The sequence below is a fragment of the Nonomuraea composti genome, assembly GCF_012034275.1.
Taxonomy (GTDB): domain Bacteria; phylum Actinomycetota; class Actinomycetes; order Streptosporangiales; family Streptosporangiaceae; genus Nonomuraea; species Nonomuraea composti.
Genome location: NZ_JAATEP010000024.1, coordinates 33,677 through 57,760, shown reverse-complemented (window position 1 = coordinate 57,760; position 24,084 = coordinate 33,677). Strand labels below are relative to the sequence as shown.

Genomic DNA, 24,084 nt, shown 5'->3' with positions numbered 1-24,084 from the left:
AGGGTTTCGAAGTATGGCGGGTAAGCGGGCGACCATCAACGACGTGGCCTCGCTGGCGGGGGTATCGATCGCCACGGCCTCCAAAGCGCTCAACGGGCGCCAGGACGTGCGGGCGGCCACGCGCGAACGCGTGCTCGCCGCCGCGGCCGAGCTCTCCTTCCAGCCGAACGCCCTGGCCAGAGGACTCCTGTCCGGCCAGACCAGGACCGTGGGGCTGCTGACCTCCGACAGCGTCGGCCGCTTCGGCATCCCCGTCCTCCTCGGCGCCGAGGACGCCTTCGGCGCCGGCGAGATGGCGGTGCTGCTCTGCGACGCGCGCGGGGACGCGATCCGGGAGCAGCACCACCTGCGCGCCCTGCTGTCGAGGCGCGTGGACGGCCTCATCGTCGTGGGGGAGAGCACCAACCCACGGCCGTCCGTCAGCAAGGACCTGCCGGTCCCCGTCGTCTACGCCTACGGCCCCTCCGACGACCCCTCGGACGTCTCCTTCGTCCCCGACGACGTCGGCGCCGCCGCCATGGCCGTCAACCACCTCCTCGCCCTCGGCCGCCGCCGCATCGCCCACGTCACCGGCCCCACCCACTACAAGGCGGCCCGCGACCGCGAGGAAGGCTTCCACCGCGCCCTCACCGAAGCAGGCGTCGAACAGGCCGGTCAGACGCTCTCAGGCGTGTGGTCACAGCGGTGGGGCCGGCACGCCGCCGAAATGCTTTTGATGGCCGAGCCCGAGATCGACGCCGTCTTCTGCGGCAGCGACCAGATCGCCGCCGGCTTCGTGGAGGCGGTACGGGAACGAGGGCGGCGCGTCCCCGACGACATCGCGGTGGTCGGCTACGACAACTGGGAAGTCCTGTCCACCGAGACGCGCCCCGCCCTGACGACCGTGGACATGAACCTGGAGGTGTTGGGCCGGACGGCCGCCCAGCACCTGTTCGCCGCCATCGACGGCAAGGCCACGCCGGGCGTCCACACGCTGCCCTGCCAACTCGTCATCCGCGACTCCACCTCCCCACCCGGAGTGTCCTGACGCGGGCCGCCCCCGGGCGTGGGGGCGGCCCGCTTCAGGACGTCAGGAGGCGGCGCACGTGTACGAGCTGACCGTCGCCGTGTTCCCCCCGGGCCGGGTGACCTGGAAGCCGAAGCTGGTCGAGGCCCCGGCTCCCACGGTGCCGTTGTAGCCGGCGTTCCTGGCGGTGACCGTCTGGCCGTTGACGCTCACCGACGCGTTCCACGAGCCGGCCAGGGTGTGGCCGGCGGGCAGGGTGAAGGTGACGGTCCAGCCGGTGATGCCGGACGTGCCGGTGTTGGTGACGGTGACGGGCTGGACGACGTACCCGCCGTTCCACTGGCTCTGCACGGTCCCGGCGGCGGTGCAGCCGCCGCCGGTGCCGCCACCGGAGGTGGTGAAGGTGGCGAGGGCGGAGGCGGGGGACTGGTTGCCGGCGCCGTCCCGTGCCCGCACGTACACCTGGTACTGGGTGGAGGGCGTGAGGCCGGTCAGGGTGACGGAGTTGGTGGTGGAGGAGCCGAGGAGCGGGTCGGTGGTGCCCTGCTCGCGGTAGACGTCGTAGCCGGCGAGCCCGGAGCCGCCGGAGTCGGTGGAGGCGGTCCAGGTGAGGGTGGCGCCGGTGGAGGTGATGCCGGACGCGGCGGGGGTGCCGGGTGTGGTGGGGGCGGTGGTGTCGGTGCCGCCGCCGCTGAAGTAGGTGGCTTCGCGGGAGGTGGCGGCGATGCCGTTGGCGCCGTTGAAGATGCGTTGTCCCCAGGTGGTGAGGGCGGCGGGGTTGAAGTTGGTGACCATGTCGAGGTATTCGACGCCGCCGCCGTTGCCGCTCCATGACCAGCCGATGTAGCCGATGCCGCGGGACACGGCCTGCGCCATGATGGTGTCCTCGTCGGGGTCGCCGTCGGAGTGGTTGAAGCCGAACTCGCCGATCACGAGGGGCAGGCCGGCGCTCTGGAAGGCGTCGAGGTAGGCGGTGATCTCGGCGGCGGTGTCGAAGACGCCGTACATGTGGATGGAGAACACGGTGTTCTTCTGGGTGTCGGCGGCGGCGACGGTCTTGGCGTTGTCGCGCATGGTGAACTGCCAGTCCTGGCCCCAGTTGGGAGCGTCGACCATCAGCATGTGCTGGAAGCCGAGGCCGCGCATGCGGGTGATGGCGTTGCTGGTGGCGGCGGTCCAGGCGGAGACGTTGTTGTTGCCGTACGGCTCGTTGCCGATGTTGACGATGATGAAGTCTTCGGTGCCGGTGAGGGCGCTGCGGACGCTGCTCCAGTAGTCGACGGCCTGGTCGAGTGTGTACGCGCCGCTCTGCTCGCCGTACCCGGTGGTGTCGTGGTTTTCGAGCACGCATATTAACCGGTTCTGCCGGCACAGGGAGACGACGTTGGCCACGTCGGTGGCGCTGTTGGGGGTCCATCGGCCGCCGCTGAGCACGACGCGCACGGTGTTGGCGCGCAGGGCCTTGATGTTGGCGAAGGAGCTGGTCTGGCTGGCGTACCAGGTGTGCGCGTGGCTGACGCCGCGCATGACGAACGCGTTCCCGTTGGCCTCCAGGATCTTGGTGCCGCTGACCCGGAGCCCGACCGCGGCGTGCGCGGGCGCGGGGACGATCAGCATCGAGACGAGCAGCGACAGGAGCGCCGCCGCCGCGAGCCCGAGTCGTTTGATCATGGGGGGTGCCCTTCTGGTGGTGTTAACCGGTTAGGTAGGGGACATGGTCCGCAGAAACCGCTCCGATGTACAGCGAAGGAGTGACAGGCGGTCAGGAATGCCTGGAGAGGGGTGAAACTTTCACCGTTCCCTGAGCGTGGGCAGGCCGGCCGCCAGCGCGGAGAGCGCCCGCAGGAGCGTCGGCAGCAGCACCGGGCAGGTGGCGGCCAGCTCGGGGTCCTCGGCGTAGACCTGGGCGAGCGCGGGCGGCGGGTTGGAGGCCGGGTAGAGCATGCCGGCCAGCCCGCTGGCGGCGCCGACCAGCTCGGCGCCCTCGCGTTCGGTGAGGTCGGTCGCTCGCGCCAGCTCGGCGCCCATCGCGACGACCTGGTCGAGGACCGCGTGCTTGAACGTGCGGGCGGCGGGGACGGAGACGTTGTGCTCGAGGCTGGTGGAGGCGTGGCCGAGCAGGTCGCAGAACAGCGGCCGGTCGGCGATGGTCTCGGCGAGCACGGTCACCGCCTCGGCGGTGGAGCCGACCGTGCGCAGGCGCTCGGCGACGGTCTCGCCCCACTGGCGCCACTCGTCCATGAGCAGCTCCAGGTAGATCTCCTCGCGGGTGCCGAAGTATCGCACGATGTTGGACTTCGCCAGCCCTACGGCCTCGGCGACCGCGCCCAGGCTGACGTTGCGTACCCCTGAGGTGCGGGCGAGCTCGCGCGCGGCGGCGAGGATGGCCTCGCGCCGCTGCTGCTTGTGCTCGGGCCGCCGGGCCCGGAGGAATGCCGACCGCGTCATGTCGTCCTCAGCATACTGGCGCGGATTTAAAAGAACAGCGTTCACTTGTTAAGGGAACGTCGTTCTGTTAGCGTCCGGTGCAAAGCCGGGAGGATGCCAGTGACCGAGATACGGATGAAGGTGAACGGCTCCGTCGAGTCCCTCGACGTCGAGCCGTGGGTGAGCCTGCTCGACGCGCTGCGCGAGCGGCTCGGGCTGACCGGCCCCAAGAAGGGCTGCGACCAGGGCGCCTGCGGCGCCTGCACGGTGCTCGCCGACGGCGTGCGGATCAACGCGTGCCTCGCCCTGGCCGTCCAGTACGACGGCAGGGAGATCACCACGATCGAGGGCGTGACGCATCCGCTGCAGGAGGCGTTCGTGCGCAACGACGGGCTCCAGTGCGGCTACTGCACGCCCGGCCAGCTCTGCTCGGCGATCGGCATGCTGGCGGAGTACGAGGCCGGCATGCCCAGCGCCGTGACCGGCTCGCACGGCCTCGACGACGCCGAGATCAGGGAGCGCATGAGCGGGAACCTGTGCCGCTGCGGCGCCTACAACGGCATCGTGGACGCGATCAAGGAGGTCTCCGGATGAGACCGTTCGCCTACGTCAAGGCCGCCGACGTCGACGAGGCGGTGCGCGCGGCCACCGGGCCGGGCGCGAAGTTCCTCGGCGGCGGCACCAATCTGGTGGACCTCATGCGCGAGGGCATCGAACGCCCCGACACCGTCGTGGACGTCACCGGCCTGCCGTTCGACACCGTCGAGGAGCTGCCCGGCGGCGGGCTGCGCATCGGCGCGCTCGTCCGCAACAGCGCCCTGGCCGCCGACGCGCGGGTGCGCACCCGCTACCCGATGGTGTCGCAGGCGCTGCTGTCGGGCGCCTCGGCCCAGCTGCGCAACATGGCCACCGTCGGCGGCAACCTGCTCCAGCGCACCCGCTGCCCCTACTTCTACGACCACGCCTCGGCCTGCAACAAGCGCGAGCCGGGCGCCGGCTGCGACGCGCTCGGCGGGTTCAACCGGAGCACGGCCATCCTGGGCGTCAGCGAGCACTGCATCGCCGCGCACCCGTCCGACCTGTGCGTGGCGCTGGCCGCCCTCGACGCGATCGTGGAGGTACGCGGCCAGGACGGCACCCGCCGCGTCCCGATGGCGGACTTCCACCGGCTGCCCGGCGACACCCCCGACGTCGAGACCGCGCTGGCCCCCGGCGAGCTGGTCACGGCCGTCGAGCTGCCGCCCGCCCCGGCCGCCGCCAACTCCCGTTACCGCAAGGTCCGCGACCGCGCCTCGTACGCGTTCGCCCTCGTCTCGGTAGCGGCGGCGCTGGAGGTGCGCGACGGCGCGATCACCGACGTGCGGCTGGCGCTGGGCGGCGTCGCCCCGAAGCCGTGGCGCGCCACGGAGGCCGAGCGCCTGCTGCTCGGCGGCCCGGCCGACGAGGGCGCCTTCCGCCGCGCCGCCGAGGCGGAGCTGGCGAGCGCCACCACCAGGGAGGGCAACGCGTTCAAGGCCCGGCTCGCCGTGGCCACGATCACGGCCACGCTGCGAGAGCTGGGAGGAACGGCCCGATGAGCATCAGGTACGCCGAGACCGAGCCGCGCACCGGCACCACGGAGAAGTACGTCGGCCAGGCGATCGACCGGGTCGACGGCCCCGCCAAGACCACCGGCGAGGCCCGCTTCGCCGCCGAGTACCCGTACCCAGGGCTGGCCTACGCGGCGCTCGTGCACGCCACGATCCCGCGCGGCCGCGTCACCGGCATCGACACCGCCGAGGCGCTGGCGGTGCGCGGCGTCATCGACGTCCTCACCCACCAGAACACCCGGCCGATGAAGCCCGCCCCCAAGGTGAGCTTCCTCGATCTGAGCACGCTCGTCGCCGGCACGTCGGTCAACTACCTCGCCACCGACGAGGTGCTCTGGAACGGCCAGCCGGTCGCCGTCGTGGTCGCCGAGACCCCCGAGACGGCCCGGTACGCGGCCTCGCTGGTGCGCCCGTCGTACGAGGAGCTGCCCGCCGCGGTGGACCTGGCCGCCGAGCAGGGCAACGCCGTCCCCCAGAAGGGCAACCTGATCAGCGAGGCCGAGGCGACCAAGGGCGACGCGCCGGCCGCGCTGGCCGCCGCCCCGTACAAGGTGGACCTGACCTTCACCACGCCGCCGCACAACCACAACGCGATCGAGCCGCACGCCACCACCGCCGTCTGGGACGGCGACCGGCTGACCGTGCACGAGGCCACCCAGAACATCACGTGGACGCGCAAGCACCTGGCCCAGCGCTTCGAGGTGCCGGAGCGCAACGTCAGGGTCCTGTCCCCCTACGTCGGGGGCGGGTTCGGCGGCAAGGGCTCGGTGTGGGCGGGCACGCTGCTCGCCGTGCTCGCCGCCCGCGCGACGGGCCGCCCGGTGCGGCTCGCGCTCACCCGGGAGGGCGTCTACCACACGGTCGGCGGGCGGACGGGCAGCATCCAGCGGGTCGCGCTGGGCGCCGGCGCCGACGGGAAGCTGACCGCCGTCCTCCACACCACCGTGTCCAGGACGGGACGCAGCGGCGGCAACGGCGAGCCGATCACCGCCGGCACCCGGCACCTGTACGCGGCCCCCAACATCCACCTGCGGCAGAGCACCGTCCGGCTCGACCTGCTGGCCAACACGTTCATGCGGGCGCCGGGCGAGTCCATCGGCACCTTCGCCCTGGAGTCGGCCGTGGACGAGCTGGCCTGGGAGCTGGGCCTCGACCCGGTCGAGCTGCGCCTGCTCAACGAGCCCGACCGCGACCCGGTGGGCGGGCAGCGGCTGGCGCACCGCAGGCTGCGGGAGGCGTACGCGCTGGGGGCGGAGCGGTTCGGCTGGCGCGAGCGCGACCCGCGCGCGGGCGCCATGCGCGACGGCCGGTGGCTGGTCGGCATGGGAGTGGCCACGGCCTACCACCCGTCGCTGCGGATGCCGGCGAACGTCACGATCCGCCTGAACGCGGACGGCACGGCCGTGGTGCGCTGCGGCCTCCAGGAGATGGGCATGGGCACGGCGACCGTGCTGGGGCAGATGGCCGCCGACGAGCTGGGGGTGCCGCTGGCGTCCGTACGCGTCGAGTACGGCGACTCCGACCTGCCGGTCGCGCCCGGCGCCGGCGGCTCGACGCAGACCGCGAGCGCGGCGGCGGGCGTGCAGGACGCCGCTGCCAAGCTGAAGCGCACCCTGCTCGGCCTGGTCCGCCGCTCGCCCGGCTCGCCATTGCGCGGCCGCAAACCGGACGAGGTGGAGGCCCGCGACGGCGGCCTGTACGCGGGGGCCGCCGGTCAGACGTACGCGGAGATCCTGGCGGCGGCCGGCCGCGATCACGTGGAGGTGGAGAGCAAGGCGGGCATGCTCGGCTTCATGGCGCGGACGCTGCGCGAGCGCAGGCGCTGGGTGCGCGCGGCGACCGGCGCCCAGTTCTGCGAGGTGCGCGTCGATCCCGACACCATGGAGGTACGCGTCTCGCGCTGGCTCGGCGTCTTCGACGTCGGCACCGTCATCAACGCCAGGACGGCGGCCAGCCAGCTCCGCGGCGGCATCGTGATGGGCATCGGCATGGCGCTGTCGGAGCAGACGCTGATCGACCACCGCAACGGGCGGATCATGAACGCGAGCCTGGCGGAGTACCACGTGCCGGTGCACGCCGACATCCCGCGCATCGACGTCCACTGCCTGAACGAGCCCGACTCCGGCATGCCGCTGGGGCTGCGCGGGGTGGGGGAGGTGAGCATCACGGGGGCCGCGGCGGCGGTGGCCAACGCGGTGCGGCACGCGACGGGGAAGCGGGTGCTCGACCTGCCGATCACCCTCGACAAGCTGCTGTGAGCGGCTTGCTCACTCGGTTTGTCTATTTCTCGCGAGCCGTCATGAGCGCGCGGGCGGCCTGGCCGGCCGCGCGTGCCGCCCGGGTCGCCCGCTCCGGGTCGACCATGGCGGTGACGGTGGCGCCGTCCACCAGGACGAGGAGCTGGTCGGCCAGCAGGTCGTCGGCGACCAGGCCGCGCAGGTAGTCGCGCAGCCGCCGCTTGTGCCGCCGCGCCACCTCGGCGACCGCCTCCGAGGTGGCGCCCAGCTCCCCGTACGCGTTGACGAACCCGCACCCGCGGAAGCCGTCCTCGGCGAACCACCGCTCCAGCCACCCGAACACCGCCTCGGCCGACCCGCCGTGCTCCGCCACGTAGGAGGTGAGCGAGCCCATCCACCGCTCGTCGCGCCGCTCCAGATAGGCCACGACCAGCGCCTCCTTGGAGGGAAAGCACTGATAGAGCCGCTTCAGCGACACCCCGGAGGCGGCCCTGACGTCGTCCATGCCGACGGCCCGGATGCCGCGCCGGTAGAAGAGCTCGCCGGCCGCCGCGAGCAGTCGTTCGGCGTGTTCCATGGCACCTCGCTTGCTCCGGAGAACGGTCGTTCTCTACGATAGCTCGCGAGAACGACCGTTCTCACGTGTCGAGGAGGCCGCCATGTCCCGCCCGCCCGTCCCGCCGTTCACCGAGGAGAGCGCCCGGATCAAGGTCCAGGCCGCCGAGGACGCCTGGAACACGTGCGACCCCGACAAGGTCGCGCTCGCGTACACGGAGGACTCGGTGTGGCGCAACCGCGGCGAGTTCGTCACCGGACGCGACGAGATCAGGGCGTTCCTGCGCCGCAAATGGGACAGAGAGCTCGACTACGCCCTGCGCAAGGAGCTGTGGGCGGTGCTCGGCGACCGCATCGCGGTCCGCTTCCAGTACGAGTCCCGCGACGCCGCCGGCCAGTGGTGGCGCAGCTACGGCAACGAGCAGTGGGAGTTCGACGCGTCCGGGCTGATGCGGCGCAGGGAGGCCAGCATCAACGACGTGCGCATCGAGGAGTCGCAGCGGCGCATCTTCGGGCCGCGCGGCGACGACGAACGCGGCATCGACGTGCTCCCGCTCAGGTGAGGTAACGCAGCCACAGGTACGGGGTGGACACCGCCACGGTGACCAGCGTGACGACCAGCCCGTACCGCGTGAACTGCCAGAAGCTGATCGGGGTGCCGTTGCGGGCGGCGATGCCGACGACCACGACGTTCGCCGCCGCCCCCACCGCCGTCGCGTTGCCGCCCAGGTCGGCCCCGAGCGCCAAGGCCCACCAGAGCACCTGGGCGTGCTCGCCGCCGCCGTTCGCCTGCACGAGGTCGGCCACGATGGGGCTCATCGTGGCCACGTACGGGATGTTGTCGATCACCGCCGACAGGCCGGCCGAGGCCCACAGCAGCACCATCGTGGTCAGCCCGAGCTGCCCGTGCGTGGCGGCGGCCGCCGCGTCGGAGACCTGCCTGATCACCCCCGTCTCCACCAGCGACCCCACCATGACGAACAACCCGGCGAAGAACACCAGCGTCGGCCACTCGACCTCGCTGATCGCCTCCTCCGTCGTCACCTTCGTGGCCGCCACCAGCACCCCCGCGCCCAGCAACGCCACCACCGACGGCTCGTAGTGCAGCACCGGATGCAGCACGAACGCCGCCAGCACCAGCGCCAGCACCGCCAGCGACTGCCACAGCAGCCGCCGGTCGGCGATCGCCTCCCGCTCGTTCAGCGCCATGACCTCGGCCGCCAGCTCCGGGTCGTAACGGAAGCTGCGGCGGAACAACCACCGGCACAACCCGATGAACACCACCATGAGCACCACGATCAGCGGCGCCAGGTGCACCAGGAAGTCGTTGAACGTCAGGCCGCCCCGGCTGGCGATGATGATGTTCGGCGGGTCGCCGATCAGGGTGGCGGTGCCGCCGATGTTCGAGGCCATGGCCTCGGCGATGAGGAACGGCGCCACCGGCAGCGCCAGCCGTTCACACACCAGGAACGTCACCGGGGCGATCAGCAGCACGGTCGTGACGTTGTCCAGCAGCGCCGACGCGCTCGCCGTGATCAGCACGAGCAACGCCAGCAACCGGAACGGCCGCCCGCGCGCCCGCTTCGCGGCCCAGATGGCCAGGAACTCGAAGACCCCCGTCTGCTTCAGCACCCCGACGATGATCATCATGCCGAGCAGCAGGAAGATGACGTTCCAGTCGATACCGGACGACTGCGAGAAGAACGCCGCGCCCGCGTGCGTGGCGTGCAACAGCAGCATGACGCCGGCCCCGCCGAGCGCCGCCGCCACCCGGTGCACCCGCTCGGTGGCGATCAGCGCGTAGGCTCCGAGAAAGACGGCCACCGCCGCCCAGGCCGTCACCGTCATCTCGGGGCGCACTCCTCGCTCGATGGACCACTCCCGACCCACCGTGCTCGGCGGGTCACTTCCGACCCACCGTGCTCGGCGGGTTACTTCGGACCCACCGTATCGATCAGGAGACGCGGATCCACCGGGGGTCGTGGTGCCGCTGCTCCGCCCCGTCCCCCGGCACGTAGTCGGGCACCGAGCACAGCACCACCTCGCCCTGCACCTCCAGATACCTGATCAGCCCCGCCGCCACCGACAGCAGCGCCTCCGCCCCGCGGTCCCGCGCCGGCGGCAGCCGATCGAGCAGCACCGTCACCACGTCGCACAGCCCGAACTCCGCCGGCAGCAGCGCGGCCACCTCCCTGACGAAGCTCGCCGTCACCCGCGCCTGAACCATCACCGTGCCCGGCTCCGACCGCCCCGACCCGGCGCAACTGTCGCACCCGCTGCTGGCGTGCGGGTTGATGGAGATCGTCCCGGACCCGAGACACATCATGCACCGGCCCCACTCAGCGGCATGGCGGGTGGCCGCGTCACGGTCGGCCAGGGGCTGGTGGCAGGTGCACGAGAAGGTGTTGTAGGTGCCTTCGACGTAGTCGTGGTAGGCGATCTCGTCGGGGGCGAAAGGGACCCACTCGGTCGTGATGACGTGCTCGTCCATGGGGGTGCGTAGGCTCTCGTGTCGGCTCCGGCGGATGGAGCCCCCCAAGATAGCCGCCGAGCCCGGCGGGGATCACGCGATCGGCAGAAGACATCACCTACCGTGACGATGCCTCTTACAATCGCTTGCGAGAGCCACTCTTCATCCTGCAACAAAACTGCACACCAAACCGGTTGACGCGCCTAACAATCGGTTGCATAAAGATGTGAAGCTCGTCCCGTCAGGCAGCGCGACCAGGGCGGTCTTCGCTGTCGAAACAGCACACGCGCCCCGTCGCCGCCCCTCACCCCCGGAGGCTCCACGGTGCGCAGCAACAACCAGCTCCACGCGACATGGCGAGTGCCCTTCATCGCCGCCGCGTTCGCCACGGCTCTCGTCATGGCCCTCCTGGTCATGCCGAGCGCGTCCGCCGCGACCCTGTTCAACGACGACTTCCAGGACGGCGACGCCGCCGGCTGGTCCCGCTCCGGCGGCAGCTGGTCGGTGGTGACCGACGGCTCCCCGGCCTACCGCCAGTCGGGCACCAGCGCCGACGCCCGGGCCCTGGCCGGCAGCGGCTGGACCGACCAGGCGGTGCAGGCCCGCGTGAAGCCGATCTCCTACAACGGCTCCGGCCGGTACGCCGCCGTGCTCGCCCGCGCGCAGAGCACCAGCAGTTACTACTTCCTCGGCCTGACCAACGCGGGCACCGCCGTCCTCGGCAAGCGAACCGGCGGCGCGCCCATTACCCTCGCCACCGGCTCCGCCACCATCACGCCCGGAGAGTGGCACACCGTCCGCTTGGAGGCGTTCGGCAGCACGCTGCGCGGCTTCGTCAACGACGTGCAGGTGGCCACCGCCACGGACACCACGTTCGCCTCAGGGCGGGCCGGCCTGGCCGGCTACTACGCCAGCGCCACGTTCGACGACGTGCTCGTCACCGACCTCGGCGGCCCCACCGTCTCACCCACCGTGCCCACCATCCCGCCCGGAAGCTGCCTGCCGCCCGCCGGCTCACCCGTCGGCTTCGCCTCGGTGAACGCCTGGGGCCAGAACGGCACCACCGGCGGCGCCGGCGGACCCACCGTCGCCGTGGACACGGCCGCCGAATTCCTCGCCGCGATCGGCCGGCAGGGCCCCCTCACCGTCTGCGTCCTCGGCACCATCACCCTTCCGTCGGGCATGCACAACGTCACCTCGGACAAGACCATCCTCGGCGTCGGCGCCACCTCCGGCCTCACCGGCGGCGGACTCAACATCGGCCTGCCCGCCGACGACTCTATCACCACCCCGCCCGCCAACGCCGTCCACAACGTCATCATCCGCAACCTGACCTTCCGCGGCGCCACCGACGACTCCATCAACGTCCAGATGTTCAGCCACCACATCTGGATCGACCACAACGACCTCGCCGACGGCTACGACGGCCTCATCGACATCAAGCGCGGCTCTTCCTACATCACCGTCTCCTGGAACCACACCCACAACCACACCAAGAACATGCTGCTCGGCCACGACGACGGCAACGCCGCCCAGGACGTCGGCCGCCTCAAGGTCACCTACCACCACAACTGGTTCGACCGCACCCCGCAACGCAACCCCCGCGTCCGCTTCGGCGAGCCCGTCCACGTGTTCAACAACTACTACGTGTACAACACCGACGTCGGGGTGGCCTGCCAGGCTGATGCCGGCTGCCTGGTGGAGGGCAACTACTTCGAACGAGTGGAGGAACCGGTCACCAACTCGTACGCCGGTCCTTCGGGACGGTGCGTCGCCCGCAACAACGTCTTCGCCGACGACTCCGGGGCGCCCGACTGCAGCGGCACCGTCCAGGAACCGTCCACGTACTACTCGTACACGCTGGCAGACCCGAACACGATCAAGACCGCGGTCATGTCCGGCGCCGGCGTCGGCAAGATCTGAAGGGCACCGGGAAGCCCCAAGCTCACTGCTCGGTCCTCCGCTTCTGGCAGCGCTTCGCGCATTGGACTCCGGGCAGCGCCCTGTGGGGGAGCCGAGCTCCCCCACACCCCCTTGCCGGGGGCCTCCCGGCACCCGGACCCCCGGCCTGGGCCGAGTTCCGCGTCCTTGTTCGCCAAGCGCCCCCGGTCCTGCCTTTGGCAACGGCCACAACTGGCACCGGCACAACCGGCAATCAAGCCGACACCCCGCTTGCTCAAGGAGGCCACCTACCTGTGCGGAGTGGCCCCTGAGCAGGAGTGGGACATCCTCGGCTGCCGACAAGCCGTACCCGGCCCATCGGCCGACATCAATTCTCAGGTCATACTTCACATATGGAGGAGGGCGTCCGGCCCGATGAGGTGCAGTGGCTCCTGGATGAGCTCTGCACCCGAAAGGGGTTCTGCCTCCCGACCGAGAAGCGACAGCAGCTGCTCGAACAGTCGCCCTTCACAAGCGTGGACGCCTTCACGGACGCCGTCCTCATCGCAGAGGGCATGGACCCGTCCCTCCACAAGAAGCTGCGCGAAGGCGTGCGGCACATGGCCCAACGCCACCTGACCGCTGTCCGCCACGAGCCCCAGGAATGGCCTACCGACGCGTGACCACTCCCATCGGGATGAACCATCGCCGCGAAGGACAGACGTGCTCATAGTGGCCCGTCACCTTGCCTGCGCCCGATCATAGGTCAGCGCAGATCCAGCTGCTCGCTCTCACGCTCGCCGAACAACCCGACCTGGTGGGCATCGCAAAAGACCTGACGGCAGACGAGTAAGGAGGGCGCCGTCGTCTGCCGCACCACCCCTACGCGGCCTCGCCGTTCAGAATCTGCTCGAACGTCCGCCTCGCGGCCGCGGTCGACGTCCAGGAAGTCTCGCGTACGGTCCGCCTCCTACGATCCGTACGGCGAACGAATCCCTGACCACCGGCGGCGCAAAGCTCGTACGTCACCACCTGACAGGTGCAGCTGTGCGAGATGACCCGGATACGCAGTACTCGCCCGGCGGGCCCCTACCACGCCAGCTTGATGTGGTCGGTGAGGGGCGGCCGGACGTGCGGCCCGTGATAGTCCGGGATCTCACCCGGAGCACTCACCGGACGCGCCCTTCGAAGATCTCGACGAGATTCTTGAGCTCTGCGGGACCCGCGCCATGACGAGCCCGTGAACGTGACCGCCCTCTTTCGGCAGCCGGTAACCGTGCCTCTCCAGCACGGCCCGCACCTCCGCCGCAAGCAGGGGTGTGAATCGGACATCTGTGAGTGTGTTGCCCATGGCGTCGGACCTCCTCTGTCCGATCAAGGGCCCGCCTCGGCGCTATCACCGCCGGGGCGGGCCTTATCGGCTTGCTCGCCAGCGTACGTCCGACACGTACGACACGTTCGGTACGTATAGCTCGTACCCGACGTAACTCCCATGCATGTACGTCCTTAACGTGTTGTCGTGTGAGGATCGACCAGCTCGACCCCACACCAATCTACGAGCAACTAGCTCGGATCATCAGGAAACGCATCAAGGCCGGCGACCTGGAGGAACGGCAACTGGTGCCTTCCGAGAGCTCGCTGCAGCAAGAGCACGGCATCGCTCGGGGATCAGTGCGGCGTGCCATGGAAGTGTTGCGAGAGGAGGGCTGGGTGGTCACGATCCAGGGCCGCGGGACGTTCGTCGCGCCCAGGGCCCATTGGCCTCAGGACGGATGATCCTATTCTCTCCTGAGGTAGCAAACTTATCGTGGCCAGCTCGCTGGGCCTCCCAGCCGTAGCCACAAGCGGTTGGGGGCTTTCGAAGATGAGAAGAGCGCGAGAACTCAACGGACTTCACTCGCACCATCTTTGGGCGCTAGTGCCCGCCCAACATGTGCCGCTTTCGATGATATGCAAGTGATTCACGGTCAATGGAGTGCTTCACCAAAAGAGGGCCGATGGACTCACCCGTCACCTGATCGATCACAGCAAAGTTGGCGTCAATTACAATGGCACCGAACCGGAAGAGATTGTAGTGATTCGGGCAGAGGCATAGCATATTAGCCAAGGTGTCGGAGCCTCGATGAGGAGCTTCTATGTCTCTGATATGAACAGTTTCAGCGAGACGGAGCCCTCCCGGAAGTTGCAAGGTGGTGGAGCATACCTGGCATGAGTAGTTGTAGATGTCTTTTAGCTCTGCGGCTAGAGACCTGTCTGTATAGACGCCATCATCATCTGCAGGTGACCAGCGACCCGGATTAAGGTACGTGTGTGATCCCCGACGGGGCTTGTTGAACTTTTCTAGACGGAATCGTATGACTTGAAAACCATCAGCACCCAGTGTGGTCCAGTAATTGGTAACGACGAAGAGCCCATCGTACCTGTATCCGACTTCCGGTGAAAATCTGCTTTTGCCTCCTGCGCCTCGAACAACCCGCACGGGCATTCCAGTCGCCATGTTTGTTACAAGTGCCGCATTGCCAGGATCTCCCAGCGCTTGATCCCGTACTTGCACACCGGTGTTGGGGTCCCGGCCACCATGGCCGGTATAGAAAAGGATGTCGCCTAGATCCTCATCGTCCTTGTAGCCACCGGAGACGACAATCGACTCTGCTCCGCCCCGTTTAGCGGTGCCGCAAATTCCAGCTTGAAGCTGCCGATGTACTCCACTGTCATACAGCTCTCGTCTGCTCATGAACAGCTGGCCTACTGTAACCCCTTCTAGATCTCCATACCGTCCTCCTTGAACCATGGGTGGAATTGACCGCGAGTAGCTGCGGTTTTTGAATAGGGGCGACTTCCCGCCATGGTCGCTTTCGCGTTGCTGAGGGCTAGTGGCAGTGTTCTCGCGAAGTGTTGCGGCTAGATGGTTGAAGAGCGTTTCAAGGTTTAACAAATTCGCTTCTTCTGGGATCCCTTCGCGCACTAATTTGATCAGCTGGCCGCTGAAGGTAGTGTACTCATCGCCTGCATCCGCAAGACCGTTCTCGGAGGCAGCGGCCATCAGATACGTACCACTCTGAGTGGCCACATTCGCCAACTGAATGGCTGGAGTACTGTCGCTTCCCATATGGTTCAAAGCGAGGCCGCTGAAGCAACAGTCAAGAATCACGATTCTTCGTCGGGCTGTGCAGGTGCGCAAAAGCTCGCGGATGTGCCTGTAATCGGCAGCAAGATAAGCGTTGATGCCGTCTGAGGATGTGACCGATAAGGTTAGATCGCGCCCAGTAGGATCAGGAAACCCGTGCCCGGCATAGTACACCAATAGCATGTCCTTGGCTTTTTCTGCCGCTTGCCGTATGGGATGTATCAGTTCTATTGGGCTGCTAGGGTTGTGCACGACCGTGCAGTTTTCAGCCAGCAGGCCGCACAAATCCGGCGCTAGCAGGATCTCGCGCATCGCCGTTAGGTTGTTCTCTACGGCAGGAAGTTGTGCGAGGTGATCAAATTTGCTTACGCCAATAAGTATGGCACGTGACTCAACTGGATCGGGAAGACTCATTGCTTCTCCAGTAGCGCTTGAAACAGCTTTAAGGCGGTCTCTTGATCTGTGTCCGTAATGGTCATGGTTGTGTCGCCCTTTTTGATGACGATCGATGATTTCCTCGGGCGCGTGCTTCGCCAGGTCATTAGGGTACTTATGAAGCTAGGCAACTGGAGGCCGCTGGTCACGAGTAGCGAAATTAGATCCAGGGCGTCGCCCATGGTGCCAGGTCGTGTTTGCTGTGGCACTAGCTTCACTTCTGCATTCTGGCGAAGATAAGAATCTTTGATGAGCCAGGCATGTAGCGAACGGAGTTCCTCATCTGATCGTTCACCGATTAGCTGTATGCCTATCGTGGTCATTCTGTGCTCCTCGAACATCCCAGCGGGGGATGGATGATATCACCGCATGTAGGTACCTTGCCGGCATCTAGTGCGTTCGAGGGCGTATGTGGCGATAGAGTCCTATATATCCGATTTCGCGTCCGTGCTGGGCGAGTCATGGCGGAGCCGGGGAGGGAGGAGTGTGACTTCCCTGAGGGGCCTGCGTCTCATGGACCTCTAGCAAGTCCCATCGTCATCGATGTAGAAAAGCAGTCGTGAGCGATACGGTGCGTGACGACGTGGATGGACGAGTAAGAGCGGCGGCAATGGCCTGGCTCCGTGAGAGAAGTGCACGTGGAGAGCCTGTTGTCCGTCGAGATGAGCTGCTCGCCTTCCAGTTCGAAGGGCGACCGCTGCCTCTAGTTGACAGTCGGTTGGGCATCAGAAAGCCAAAGATGTTGGACGCCGCGCTATCGATTTTGACGACGTACACTCGCGACGGTGCGCCTGCGCCGTATGACGATGCCGTTGGCGATGACGGCCTGCTGCGATATAAGTTCCAGGGGAATCCGCGGCACTATACCAACGTGTCTCTGCAGGTTGCTGCCGACCGCGGCGTGCCTCTGCTGTGGTTCTTTGGCGTGGGGGAGGGGTTGTATTTGCCGTTCTTCCCCGTGTGGATCGTTGCTGTAGAGCCTGAACGCTCCCAGGTCGCGGTCGCCTTGGAGGACGCTCAGCGACATCTGAGGGTTGATGGCGTGACGAGCGAGATCGAGCGCCGGTACTCACTGAGAATCGCCAAGCAGCGGTTGCATCAACCCGTGTTTCGGCAACGTGTGATCCACGCGTACGAGAGTTGCTGCGCCATGTGCCGTCTGCGGCATACAGCACTGCTGGATGCCGCTCACATCGTCCCTGACCGTGAGGCGCGTGGTGTTCCTGCCGTGTCTAACGGAGTTTCCCTCTGCAAGATCCACCATGCGGCGTACGACGAAAACATTCTCGGCGTCCGGCCGGATGGGATCATCGAGGTGCGAAGTGACATCCTTCAAGAAATCGACGGACCGATGCTGAAACATGGGCTCCAAGCAATGCACCAGCACAAGCTTGCGCTTCCGAGACGGCGAAGTGACCATCCAGACCCGCTCCTTCTCGAAGAACGCTATGAGAAGTTTCGGGCGCTGGTGTAGACAGTAACGCGGCACGTAGCAGCGGCGCCGCACGAGTGAAATACAGAAAATAGCCAGGCCAGCAAGCTACGTCGGAGTAGCGTACGTGTGGTGAGTCAGACCTTTCTGCCCCCCGCGGAGTGGTATGCCAGCCTGCCCACGGTGCACCTGTCGGCGTGCATGCTGCTCACGGACGACGCCGATCAGGTCCTGCTGGTCAAGCCCAACTACCGCAGCCACTGGGCGATGCCCGGTGGGATGGTGGACGAAGGCGAACCACCCCACGCGTGTGCCGTTCGCGAGATCGGTGAGGAACTCGGGTTGCAGGTCGAGCTTGGCAAGTTGCTCGTGGTCGACTGGATGCCGCCGGCCGGGGATCGGCGGCGGCCGATGATGAACTTCGTCTTCGACGGTGGGACCATCGCCGATCCTTCCCGCATTCGGCTGCAGACCGAGGAGCTCGACGCTGCCCAGTTCTGGCCCTGGGGAGAAGCGGCCACCAAACTGCCCGCCGCGACCGCTGCCCGCATCCCGGCCGCTCGCGCTGCCCGCAAGAGCCACCAGACGATCTTTCTGCCTTCCGAACGCGATGCGAAGGTCAGTACAGGCAAAGATCGTTGATCCTGCAGGCCGATCCCCCGGCACTTCGTCCTCATGCTCAGCCGCACGATGAGCTACGTAATGTGCTGATCACTTTCGAACGTGTACAGCGCGAGCGGTGGCTCGCCCGGGAGCGGGCCGGCCTCCCGCCAGCCCAGCCGGTGGTACAGCTTGGCGGCCGGTGCCTGGGGAGAGGTGATCAGCCAGGCCTTGGGCCAACCGGCGATGGCCTGGGTCAGCAGCGCCGAGGCGATTCCCTTTCCTCGGGCTTCTGGGTGGACGAACAGCTCGACCACCTCGAAGGAGCCCGCGATCATCGTGGACAGGGTGGATGCGTCGAAGGACTGCTTGAGCACGTCATAGATGCGGTTGCCTGACAGGTCGGCGGGGGTCGGCCAGCCGTAGCAGACGCCGGCCAGTCGCCCCTCGTGGTCGCGTTCGGTCCACGCGGCGAAGCCGGGACGTTTCATGGCTTCCGCCAGGCGATCGGGGTAGGCGTCGAGTTGCTCCGGGGGCTCCGACCAGGGCGGGTCGGCGTAGCAGCGGCGGTACAGGGCGGTGATTTCGGCAGGGTCGAGCCGTGTCATGGATGTGCTGCTCCTTTCCGGGCCGGGTGATGGGCGCGGTGATCAGTATGGTCGCCCGGCGGCGATGAGGCGAAAGTGAAGCCCACATCGGCGCACCCGGGGGAGGGGCCGGCAAGGGGTGCGGGTGTCGGCTCAGGAACGGACGATGGCCTGTTCGAGCAGGTGCTGAAGGGTGCGTTGCTGCTCGGCGTCGAGGGCGGCCAGGGGGGAGTCCTGGACGAGGAGTTCGAGGAGCCGGTCGCGGAGGGTGGTGCCCTCCGGGGTGAGGACGAGTTGTTTGGCCCGGCGGTCGGTGGGGTGGGCGCGGCGCTCGATCAGGCCCTGTTTTTCCAGCTTGTCGACGATGAAGGTGGCGTTGGAGGGCTCGCAGCTCATGCGTTCGGCGAGCTCGCGCATGGTCATGGGGCCGGTCATCTCCCGCAGTGCGGTCGCCTGGGCGGCGGTGAGGCCCAGAGTGACCGCGCGTTCGCGTACGTGCACGGCGATCTGCTGGGCCAAGCCGTTCACCAGGCCGCACAGCTCCCGCTCGGCGACGGCCTGCGGCTCCGGGGACATGGTCATACCCCTCATCGTAGCAACTCCATCAAGCCAGCACCTTTTCAGTTTGGATGATTCTAGTCAACATAGTTCAAGCTTGACTGCTTCAAGCTTGATGCTTATGGTGGCCTGGTCGCCGGCGAGGGACGCGGCGATGGCTTCTCGAAGGGATGCGACCATGACGAACACCGCGGTTGACCAGGACGAACGGCTGCGGCGGCCGGCGGGAATCCGCTCGGTGCAACTGGGTGAGACAAAGGTGTCCTTCGTGCCGGACGGGGCCATCCAGGGCAGACCGCATCGGTGGCTGCCGGACACCACGGACAAGACCTGGGCCGCCCACCCCCAGTACCTCGACGCGTCCGGGCATCTTGTGGCGAGCATCGGCGGTCTCCTGGTGGAGCACGGTGACCGCGCGCTGTTGATCGACGCGGGGTGGGGGCCGGTGTCGCTGCCGGCCGAGCCCGAGAGCCCGAACGGGGCCGTTCACGGCGGTGCGCTCCTGGACAGCCTGGCCGAGCTCGGGCGCAGGCCGGAAGAGATCGAGACGGTGGCCTTCACGCACCTGCACATCGACCACCTCGGCTGGGCCTGGCATCTCACTCCGGGAGGCCGGCCCGTGTTCACGCGGGCCGAATATCTGGTGGCAGAGCCGGAATGGGACCAGCGGGACCTGCTCGCGCAGGGCATCAGCGAGGAGGAGGCCGCCGCGCTGACGCCGCGCGTGCGCACGGTGGCGGACGGGCAGGAGATCTTTCCTGGCGTACGGGCCCAGGTCACGGGTGGTCACACGGCCGGGCACACGCAGTACGTCATCACCGGGGGCGGGACCCGGCTGATCGCCTTCGGCGACGCTCTGCACTCACCGATCCAGGTGGACCACCCCGAATGGTCCTGCCTCTACGACCACGACCCCACCCAGTCAGCCGAGCATCGCCGCCGGCTCGTCGCCGAGCTGGAACAGCCTGACACGATCGGCTTCGGCATCCACTTCGCCGACGCGGTCTTCGGGCAGGTCCGCCGGGACGGCACCGGCTCCGCCTGGCACCCCCTGAACGTCTGAACCCATGACCACGACCCTCACCCCCGGCCTGCCCGTCCGCTCACCCGCACGGCACTGGCCGGGAATCGCCGCGACCGCGCTGACCGCGACCGTCGCGGGCATGCCCGGGTTCACCGTCGCGGCGCTGGCCCCGGCGATCGAAGCGGACCTGCACATCTCCCGCAACGCCGTCGGCCTCGCGATGAGCCTCTTCTACGCCGCCACCACCCTCGGCTCGCCCGTCGCCAAACGGGTGGCGGCGCGGTTACCGGTCCCCACCGTCCTCGCCGGCGCGGCGCTGGTCGCGGCGGCGGTCCTGATGGTGGCGGCCCGGGCGACCGGGGCCGGGACGCTGACAGCGATCCTGCTGGTGGGCGGGCTGAGCAACGCACTCGTCCAGCCGGTGGCGGGGCGGCTCATCGCGGCGCGCGTCCCCGGACACCGGCGTTCGCTGGCCGCGGGCATGATCGGCGCGGCGCTCGGGGCGGGCGCCCTCGTTCCTGGCCTGCTCGTCGCCCTGGTCCTCCCGGCTCACGGCTGGCGGAACGCGCTGCTCGTCGCGGGCATCGCCGCGCTCATTCCGGCCGCGCTCGCCCCGCTGGCCCGGACACCCGAAGGCCCACAGCCTGCAAGGCCGAAGGAGGCCGGTGACCAGCGCCGGACGGTAGGGCGGGTGCTCTGGCTCTGGGCGCTGGCCGCCGCGCTCTCCGCCGCCGGCAACAACGCGGTGGCCACGTACTTCGTCGAACTGGGCACCCACTCCGGGCTGGGCACCATCGTCACGGGCAACCTGCTGTCGCTCAGCGCCCTGTTCGCCATCGCCGTCCGGATCATCGCCGGGGCGCTCACCGACCGGGCTCCGCACCGCAACTCGGCGGTGATCGTCATGATGATGCTCACTGGAGGGCTCGGGCTGGCACTGATCGCCATCGGGACGCCGGCCATGTTCGTTCTCGGTGCGATTCTGGCCTTTTCCGCGGGCTGGGGGTGGACCGGGCTTCTGCTCGCCACCACGTTGCGGCTGGTGCCTGGGCGGAGTGAGGAGGCGGGACACACCGTGCAGGTCGGCGTGTACGCGGGGGCCACCATCGCTCCCTTCACCTTCGGTGCTCTCTCCAGTGCCTTCGGATTTCCGGCCACCGCTCTTGTCGCGGCCGTGGCCGCCGTTGCTGCGGCGGCTGCGATGGCCGGCGGGGCGATGCTACTGCGGAAGGTGGGATGGCGGGTTAGTTACTTGGAGGGGTGAGCAGGATGGGCTTGAGCTGGCGGACGAATTCGATGGCATCCGCCCGGTGGTCGCGTCCGGGGGCGCCTGGGGTGATGTAGATGGACAGGCGACGGCGAGCGTCAGGAGTCCAGGCGTAGGCGTAGGTGCTCAACCCCTTCTTGCCCTCATACTGTGCCGTGTAGCCGGGCCCGAGGCCGGTCGGCAGATCCACCCCACGATCGTGTTGCTTGGTGCTTGTCAGCTCATCCAGGGACAGGGCCGACGGCTCGTCGAAGGATATCGACAGCTCTGCACCCGGCTCGTCGCTCTGCGGTTTGCTGACGATGCAGCGGTCGAAGCGTTCTCCCGGTCGGCTTCCCGAGGCGAGGAAATCGTCCCGGCCGATGGCTCGGGCGATGGCCTGCCTGGAGATCAGGCCGCACTCCTGTGGCTGCGCCGTGACATCACCCAAGGGACGCGTGTCAGGAGGAGGCGAGGAGGAACAAGCCGAGCCGGCCAGCGTCACCGCCATCAGCACTGCTGGGAGGGATTTTCTCATCCGCCTGGTCCTTAGCTGCCGCCCGCGTACTTGAAGCCATCGTTGACGGCGTTGGAGGGATCGCGGAACACCGCTCCGATGTCTGGATGGGTAACCCATTCCGTGTACGCCTCGCGCTGTTCCTCGGTCATCTTGCTCCACGGGATGATCTCGCCGCCGTTCATGAAGTCGCCTGCCGAACCTCGCGGGTAGTTCAGGGACGCATACGGATGGGTCCTCGCGGGAACTTCTCCGTCACCGAAAAGGCCGTGCCGCATCATCGCGTCCGCCGTGATGTCGGTGAACATGTCGATGGTCTGGCCGGTGGTCGACTTGGCCTGGCTGCGTGCCACCGCCCCCTGCTCGCCGACGAACTGGCCGTACACCTGCGCTTTGGCCTTGTCGAAGAGCAGGCCGGCGATTTTCCCCTGAGGGCCGGGAACCAGGTCGGCCACGCTGGTGATGGCCTCCTTGAACGCGCCGAACATCTTGTCATGCTCATCCGCCTTTGTGATGTTGGCGATGTTCCCCGCCTCGGTGACGATGTAGAAGGTGCGGCTGAGTCTTTCGATGGTCTGGCTGAAGGTCGCTCCGTCGGAGCTCGTCATCCTCTTCTCAAGGATTTCCTGTCGCTGGTCGTTGAGCTCGGCGGTTGTCGCATGCGGATGAGCCTTGCGCCACTCCTCCAAGTCGGCGCGATTCAGCTCCGAAAGCTTCGCGGCCCGTTCGTTCAGCACGTCGAGGCTGTACTGTCCTTGCGCCGTCACCACCGTCTTGAACACGCCCGGATCCGCGAAGGCCCACTTCATCACGCCTTTGATGCCGTCACGGTCCAGCGAGGCTCCGTAGGCTTGGGTGCCCTCGAGATTGGTGTCGGGGTCACGTGAGACCACTCCCGCCTTGTGCGCGAGCCGATCCATTGTGGTGCGGTTCAGGTCGCCCATGTAAGAGCTCAAGATGTTGCCCACACTCTGCCGTGTGTTCCGGAGGTTGTCCTGCACCTTCGGGTTGCTCCAGAAGCGCATCGCCCAAGACGCGATCAGCGCCGACTTGTAGCCGCGTGACTGCTCAGGAGGCAGATCGTGATCCCGGATTCGGGTCGTGGCGGCTTCGAGGGCGTGGCCGAGGTCGCTGTCGGTGGCCTCGTACCAGACGCGTTCCCGCATCAGGTAGTCGAGCGGTTTGCGTTGCGGGTCGGTGAGGAAGTCCTGGGCGGCGCGGGGGTTGTGGGCGAGGGCGGCGGCTACGGCGGCCATCGGGTCCTTGTAGGCGGCCGGGAGGTCGTTGGACGGTTGGGTGGCGGGCATGAGGTTGCGCCAGTACAGGGAGCTTTGGGGTTGTTGGCGCTCGTGGTCGTAGACCTTGGTGGCGATCTCGCGGAGGAAGGTGTCGTCGAAGGTGCCGGTTCGCAGGAGTTTGTTGAGGGCGAACGCGGTTTCGGGGGTGTCGAGGTGCTGGAGGAGCTGGTCGGCGTAGTTCTTGGGGAGTTTCATGTCGCCGGCGCCTCGTGAGGCGGTGGCGAGGGTGGTGCTGAGGGCGGCCGACAGTTTGTCCAGCTGGGCGATCGCTTCCGGGTCGGAGCCGGTGACGGTGGTCTGGCGGCGGTAGAGCGAGGTGAGGACCTGCTTGAGCTCCCGCGGGGGCAGCTGGGTGGCGAACGCGAGGGCGAAGTACGGGTCGTTCTGGTGTTTCTGCAGCTCGGCGAGGGTCTGCGGGTCGATGGTTCCGTTCTTCATGGCGGTACGCAGGGCGTCCGCGAGGCGCTTGGCCGTGGCGGCGCCGGCGGCGGGTGTGTCGGAGAGCCACGCCGACTCGTCGGCCCAGAGCGATTTGGATGTGTCGAGCGTGACCTTTTCGGCGGCCAGCATGAGGTCGAGGCGTCGTTGCAGGTCGGGGACCTTTGTGCTGATCTGGTGGCCGATGTCGCGGGCCGTGCCGGGGCCGTACAGACTCAGTTGGACGGTGCTCAGCGCCTTGTCCACCTGCGCGCCCACCTCGGGGATGCTCGTGCTGAGCCGCTTCATCAAGGAGATGAGCTGCGTCATCAGGGCCGGGTCGATGCCGAGGGGCACGGGGCTCATCGGCCGGTCCTGTCGGGGTGGAGGGTGTCCAGCAGGCTGAGGGCGCGGGTGAAGATGCTTTTGTACGCCTGGTCCCAGGCTCGGACGTCGTTCAGGAGTTTGTCGGCGGCGGGCCCTTTCATCGCGCCCGAGTCGATGAGGTGGATCAGCCCGCGAATGTCGCCGTTGTGCTGATCGTTCAGTTGCTCGATCTGCCGGCGCGCGGCGTTGATCTGCTCCTGCGTCGCCATGCTGGGACCCCTGCGGCTGCCGACGGGCGGATGGACCCTACGAAGGGTAACCAGCGCGGGCGCGATTCGCCGGGTCGTACAC

24 protein-coding genes are annotated in these 24,084 nt (G+C 67.8%); 12 read left to right on the top strand and 12 right to left on the bottom strand.

The features are described 5' to 3' along the window. Nucleotides 1-13: 13 nt before the first annotated feature. A complete protein-coding gene (locus tag HCN51_RS30335) occupies nucleotides 14-1,027 on the top strand; it encodes a LacI family DNA-binding transcriptional regulator (protein ID WP_168013968.1) in 1,014 nt (337 codons plus the stop codon). A gap of 42 nt (nucleotides 1,028-1,069) precedes the next feature. Here HCN51_RS30335 and HCN51_RS61565 read toward each other — a convergent pair whose 3' ends face one another. Both HCN51_RS61565 and HCN51_RS30325 read right to left on the bottom strand, forming a co-directional pair. Further along, complete coding sequence (locus HCN51_RS61565) at nucleotides 1,070-2,677, bottom strand: cellulase family glycosylhydrolase (protein WP_168013966.1); 1,608 nt, start codon at nucleotides 2,675-2,677, stop codon at nucleotides 1,070-1,072. A 120-nt stretch (nucleotides 2,678-2,797) separates the two neighbouring features. Then, a complete protein-coding gene (locus HCN51_RS30325) occupies nucleotides 2,798-3,454 on the bottom strand; it encodes a TetR/AcrR family transcriptional regulator (protein WP_168013964.1) in 657 nt (218 codons plus the stop codon). Between the two features lie 93 nt (nucleotides 3,455-3,547). Here HCN51_RS30325 and HCN51_RS30320 point away from each other — a divergent pair, with 93 nt between their 5' ends. From HCN51_RS30320 to HCN51_RS30310, 3 genes are read left to right on the top strand one after another with little or no spacing between them, the layout of a single operon-like run. After that, nucleotides 3,548-4,027 carry a (2Fe-2S)-binding protein gene (locus tag HCN51_RS30320; RefSeq protein ID WP_206068067.1) on the top strand — a complete coding sequence of 160 codons (480 nt, stop codon included), beginning with the start codon at nucleotides 3,548-3,550 and terminating at the stop codon, nucleotides 4,025-4,027. Next, entirely contained in the window at nucleotides 4,024-5,010 is a 987-nt protein-coding gene (locus tag HCN51_RS30315) for an FAD binding domain-containing protein (protein WP_168013962.1), read from the top strand. The genes HCN51_RS30320 and HCN51_RS30315 overlap by 4 nt, the downstream gene beginning before the upstream one ends. Then, complete coding sequence (locus HCN51_RS30310; RefSeq protein ID WP_168013960.1) at nucleotides 5,007-7,280, top strand: xanthine dehydrogenase family protein molybdopterin-binding subunit; 2,274 nt, start codon at nucleotides 5,007-5,009, stop codon at nucleotides 7,278-7,280. The genes HCN51_RS30315 and HCN51_RS30310 overlap by 4 nt, the downstream gene beginning before the upstream one ends. Nucleotides 7,281-7,302: 22 nt before the next feature. On the opposite strand, the gene HCN51_RS30305 is transcribed toward HCN51_RS30310, so the two are convergent. Further along, nucleotides 7,303-7,836 carry a TetR/AcrR family transcriptional regulator gene (locus HCN51_RS30305; protein WP_168013958.1) on the bottom strand — a complete coding sequence of 178 codons (534 nt, stop codon included), beginning with the start codon at nucleotides 7,834-7,836 and terminating at the stop codon, nucleotides 7,303-7,305. 82 nt (nucleotides 7,837-7,918) lie between these two features. On the opposite strand from HCN51_RS30305, the gene HCN51_RS30300 reads away from it, so the two are divergent. Continuing rightward, a complete protein-coding gene (locus HCN51_RS30300) occupies nucleotides 7,919-8,377 on the top strand; it encodes a nuclear transport factor 2 family protein (protein ID WP_168013956.1) in 459 nt (152 codons plus the stop codon). On the opposite strand, the gene HCN51_RS30295 is transcribed toward HCN51_RS30300, so the two are convergent. Both HCN51_RS30295 and HCN51_RS30290 read right to left on the bottom strand, forming a co-directional pair. Then, nucleotides 8,370-9,662: an ArsB/NhaD family transporter gene (locus tag HCN51_RS30295; protein ID WP_168013954.1), complete on the bottom strand. Its 1,293-nt coding sequence runs from the start codon at nucleotides 9,660-9,662 to the stop codon at nucleotides 8,370-8,372. The two genes, HCN51_RS30300 and HCN51_RS30295, sit on opposite strands and share 8 nt — an antisense overlap. A gap of 106 nt (nucleotides 9,663-9,768) precedes the next feature. Next, nucleotides 9,769-10,305 carry a hypothetical protein gene (locus tag HCN51_RS30290; RefSeq protein ID WP_168013953.1) on the bottom strand — a complete coding sequence of 179 codons (537 nt, stop codon included), beginning with the start codon at nucleotides 10,303-10,305 and terminating at the stop codon, nucleotides 9,769-9,771. Nucleotides 10,306-10,608: 303 nt separating this feature from the next. Here HCN51_RS30290 and HCN51_RS62455 point away from each other — a divergent pair, with 303 nt between their 5' ends. The 3 genes from HCN51_RS62455 (at nucleotide 10,609) to HCN51_RS30275 (ending at nucleotide 13,941) form a co-directional block, all read left to right on the top strand. Next, entirely contained in the window at nucleotides 10,609-12,207 is a 1,599-nt protein-coding gene (locus HCN51_RS62455; RefSeq protein ID WP_206068066.1) for a pectate lyase family protein, read from the top strand. 371 nt (nucleotides 12,208-12,578) lie between these two features. After that, nucleotides 12,579-12,848, top strand: coding sequence for a hypothetical protein (locus HCN51_RS30280; RefSeq protein ID WP_206068065.1), 270 nt, complete (start codon nucleotides 12,579-12,581; stop codon nucleotides 12,846-12,848). Between the two features lie 838 nt (nucleotides 12,849-13,686). Next, the gene (locus HCN51_RS30275) at nucleotides 13,687-13,941 is read left to right on the top strand and encodes a GntR family transcriptional regulator (protein WP_168013951.1); all 255 of its coding nucleotides are present in this window, start codon (nucleotides 13,687-13,689) and stop codon (nucleotides 13,939-13,941) included. A gap of 139 nt (nucleotides 13,942-14,080) precedes the next feature. Here the strand turns inward: HCN51_RS30275 and HCN51_RS30270 are convergent, their stop codons facing one another. Both HCN51_RS30270 and HCN51_RS30265 read right to left on the bottom strand, forming a co-directional pair. Beyond that, on the bottom strand, nucleotides 14,081-15,706 hold the full coding sequence (locus HCN51_RS30270) for a caspase, EACC1-associated type (RefSeq protein WP_168013949.1): 1,626 nt from the start codon (nucleotides 15,704-15,706) through the stop codon (nucleotides 14,081-14,083). Then, nucleotides 15,703-16,050 (bottom strand): effector-associated constant component EACC1, encoded by a 348-nt coding sequence (locus tag HCN51_RS30265; protein WP_168013947.1) that lies wholly within the window; start codon nucleotides 16,048-16,050, stop codon nucleotides 15,703-15,705. The genes HCN51_RS30270 and HCN51_RS30265 overlap by 4 nt, the downstream gene beginning before the upstream one ends. A gap of 236 nt (nucleotides 16,051-16,286) precedes the next feature. On the opposite strand from HCN51_RS30265, the gene HCN51_RS62450 reads away from it, so the two are divergent. Both HCN51_RS62450 and HCN51_RS30255 read left to right on the top strand, forming a co-directional pair. Next, nucleotides 16,287-17,201 carry an HNH endonuclease gene (locus HCN51_RS62450; protein WP_206068063.1) on the top strand — a complete coding sequence of 305 codons (915 nt, stop codon included), beginning with the start codon at nucleotides 16,287-16,289 and terminating at the stop codon, nucleotides 17,199-17,201. 90 nt (nucleotides 17,202-17,291) lie between these two features. Further along, nucleotides 17,292-17,801, top strand: coding sequence for an NUDIX domain-containing protein (locus HCN51_RS30255; protein WP_206068062.1), 510 nt, complete (start codon nucleotides 17,292-17,294; stop codon nucleotides 17,799-17,801). Between the two features lie 53 nt (nucleotides 17,802-17,854). Here HCN51_RS30255 and HCN51_RS30250 read toward each other — a convergent pair whose 3' ends face one another. Continuing rightward, complete coding sequence (locus HCN51_RS30250; protein WP_168013945.1) at nucleotides 17,855-18,367, bottom strand: GNAT family N-acetyltransferase; 513 nt, start codon at nucleotides 18,365-18,367, stop codon at nucleotides 17,855-17,857. A gap of 132 nt (nucleotides 18,368-18,499) precedes the next feature. Then, nucleotides 18,500-18,928, bottom strand: coding sequence for a MarR family winged helix-turn-helix transcriptional regulator (locus HCN51_RS30245; protein ID WP_168013943.1), 429 nt, complete (start codon nucleotides 18,926-18,928; stop codon nucleotides 18,500-18,502). A 154-nt stretch (nucleotides 18,929-19,082) separates the two neighbouring features. On the opposite strand from HCN51_RS30245, the gene HCN51_RS30240 reads away from it, so the two are divergent. Both HCN51_RS30240 and HCN51_RS30235 read left to right on the top strand, forming a co-directional pair. Further along, nucleotides 19,083-19,967, top strand: a complete 885-nt coding sequence (locus HCN51_RS30240; RefSeq protein WP_168013941.1) for an MBL fold metallo-hydrolase — start codon at nucleotides 19,083-19,085, stop codon at nucleotides 19,965-19,967. Between the two features lie 4 nt (nucleotides 19,968-19,971). Then, nucleotides 19,972-21,192 (top strand): MFS transporter, encoded by a 1,221-nt coding sequence (locus HCN51_RS30235; RefSeq protein ID WP_168013939.1) that lies wholly within the window; start codon nucleotides 19,972-19,974, stop codon nucleotides 21,190-21,192. On the opposite strand, the gene HCN51_RS30230 is transcribed toward HCN51_RS30235, so the two are convergent. The 3 genes from HCN51_RS30230 to HCN51_RS30220 are packed head-to-tail and all read right to left on the bottom strand — an operon-like array spanning nucleotide 21,173 to nucleotide 24,002. Next, nucleotides 21,173-21,712 carry a hypothetical protein gene (locus tag HCN51_RS30230; protein WP_168013937.1) on the bottom strand — a complete coding sequence of 180 codons (540 nt, stop codon included), beginning with the start codon at nucleotides 21,710-21,712 and terminating at the stop codon, nucleotides 21,173-21,175. The two genes, HCN51_RS30235 and HCN51_RS30230, sit on opposite strands and share 20 nt — an antisense overlap. An 11-nt stretch (nucleotides 21,713-21,723) precedes the next feature. Next, nucleotides 21,724-23,772 carry a DUF6571 family protein gene (locus HCN51_RS30225; protein ID WP_168013935.1) on the bottom strand — a complete coding sequence of 683 codons (2,049 nt, stop codon included), beginning with the start codon at nucleotides 23,770-23,772 and terminating at the stop codon, nucleotides 21,724-21,726. Beyond that, entirely contained in the window at nucleotides 23,769-24,002 is a 234-nt protein-coding gene (locus HCN51_RS30220; protein ID WP_080044841.1) for a hypothetical protein, read from the bottom strand. Before HCN51_RS30220 ends, HCN51_RS30225 begins: the two co-directional genes overlap by 4 nt. Nucleotides 24,003-24,084 lie beyond the last annotated feature (82 nt).

Coding starts and splice junctions, on each gene's coding strand:
- HCN51_RS30335 (WP_168013968.1), top strand. CDS start 14: ATGGCGGGTAAGCGGGCGACCATCAACGACGTGGCCTCGCTGGCGGGG.
- HCN51_RS61565 (WP_168013966.1), bottom strand. CDS start 2,677: ATGATCAAACGACTCGGGCTCGCGGCGGCGGCGCTCCTGTCGCTGCTC.
- HCN51_RS30325 (WP_168013964.1), bottom strand. CDS start 3,454: ATGACGCGGTCGGCATTCCTCCGGGCCCGGCGGCCCGAGCACAAGCAG.
- HCN51_RS30320 (WP_206068067.1), top strand. CDS start 3,548: ATGCCAGTGACCGAGATACGGATGAAGGTGAACGGCTCCGTCGAGTCC.
- HCN51_RS30315 (WP_168013962.1), top strand. CDS start 4,024: ATGAGACCGTTCGCCTACGTCAAGGCCGCCGACGTCGACGAGGCGGTG.
- HCN51_RS30310 (WP_168013960.1), top strand. CDS start 5,007: ATGAGCATCAGGTACGCCGAGACCGAGCCGCGCACCGGCACCACGGAG.
- HCN51_RS30305 (WP_168013958.1), bottom strand. CDS start 7,836: ATGGAACACGCCGAACGACTGCTCGCGGCGGCCGGCGAGCTCTTCTAC.
- HCN51_RS30300 (WP_168013956.1), top strand. CDS start 7,919: ATGTCCCGCCCGCCCGTCCCGCCGTTCACCGAGGAGAGCGCCCGGATC.
- HCN51_RS30295 (WP_168013954.1), bottom strand. CDS start 9,662: ATGACGGTGACGGCCTGGGCGGCGGTGGCCGTCTTTCTCGGAGCCTAC.
- HCN51_RS30290 (WP_168013953.1), bottom strand. CDS start 10,305: ATGGACGAGCACGTCATCACGACCGAGTGGGTCCCTTTCGCCCCCGAC.
- HCN51_RS30280 (WP_206068065.1), top strand. CDS start 12,579: ATGGAGGAGGGCGTCCGGCCCGATGAGGTGCAGTGGCTCCTGGATGAG.
- HCN51_RS30270 (WP_168013949.1), bottom strand. CDS start 15,706: ATGAGTCTTCCCGATCCAGTTGAGTCACGTGCCATACTTATTGGCGTA.
- HCN51_RS30265 (WP_168013947.1), bottom strand. CDS start 16,050: ATGACCACGATAGGCATACAGCTAATCGGTGAACGATCAGATGAGGAA.
- HCN51_RS30250 (WP_168013945.1), bottom strand. CDS start 18,367: ATGACACGGCTCGACCCTGCCGAAATCACCGCCCTGTACCGCCGCTGC.
- HCN51_RS30245 (WP_168013943.1), bottom strand. CDS start 18,928: ATGACCATGTCCCCGGAGCCGCAGGCCGTCGCCGAGCGGGAGCTGTGC.
- HCN51_RS30240 (WP_168013941.1), top strand. CDS start 19,083: ATGACGAACACCGCGGTTGACCAGGACGAACGGCTGCGGCGGCCGGCG.
- HCN51_RS30235 (WP_168013939.1), top strand. CDS start 19,972: ATGACCACGACCCTCACCCCCGGCCTGCCCGTCCGCTCACCCGCACGG.
- HCN51_RS30230 (WP_168013937.1), bottom strand. CDS start 21,712: ATGAGAAAATCCCTCCCAGCAGTGCTGATGGCGGTGACGCTGGCCGGC.
- HCN51_RS30225 (WP_168013935.1), bottom strand. CDS start 23,772: ATGAGCCCCGTGCCCCTCGGCATCGACCCGGCCCTGATGACGCAGCTC.
- HCN51_RS30220 (WP_080044841.1), bottom strand. CDS start 24,002: ATGGCGACGCAGGAGCAGATCAACGCCGCGCGCCGGCAGATCGAGCAA.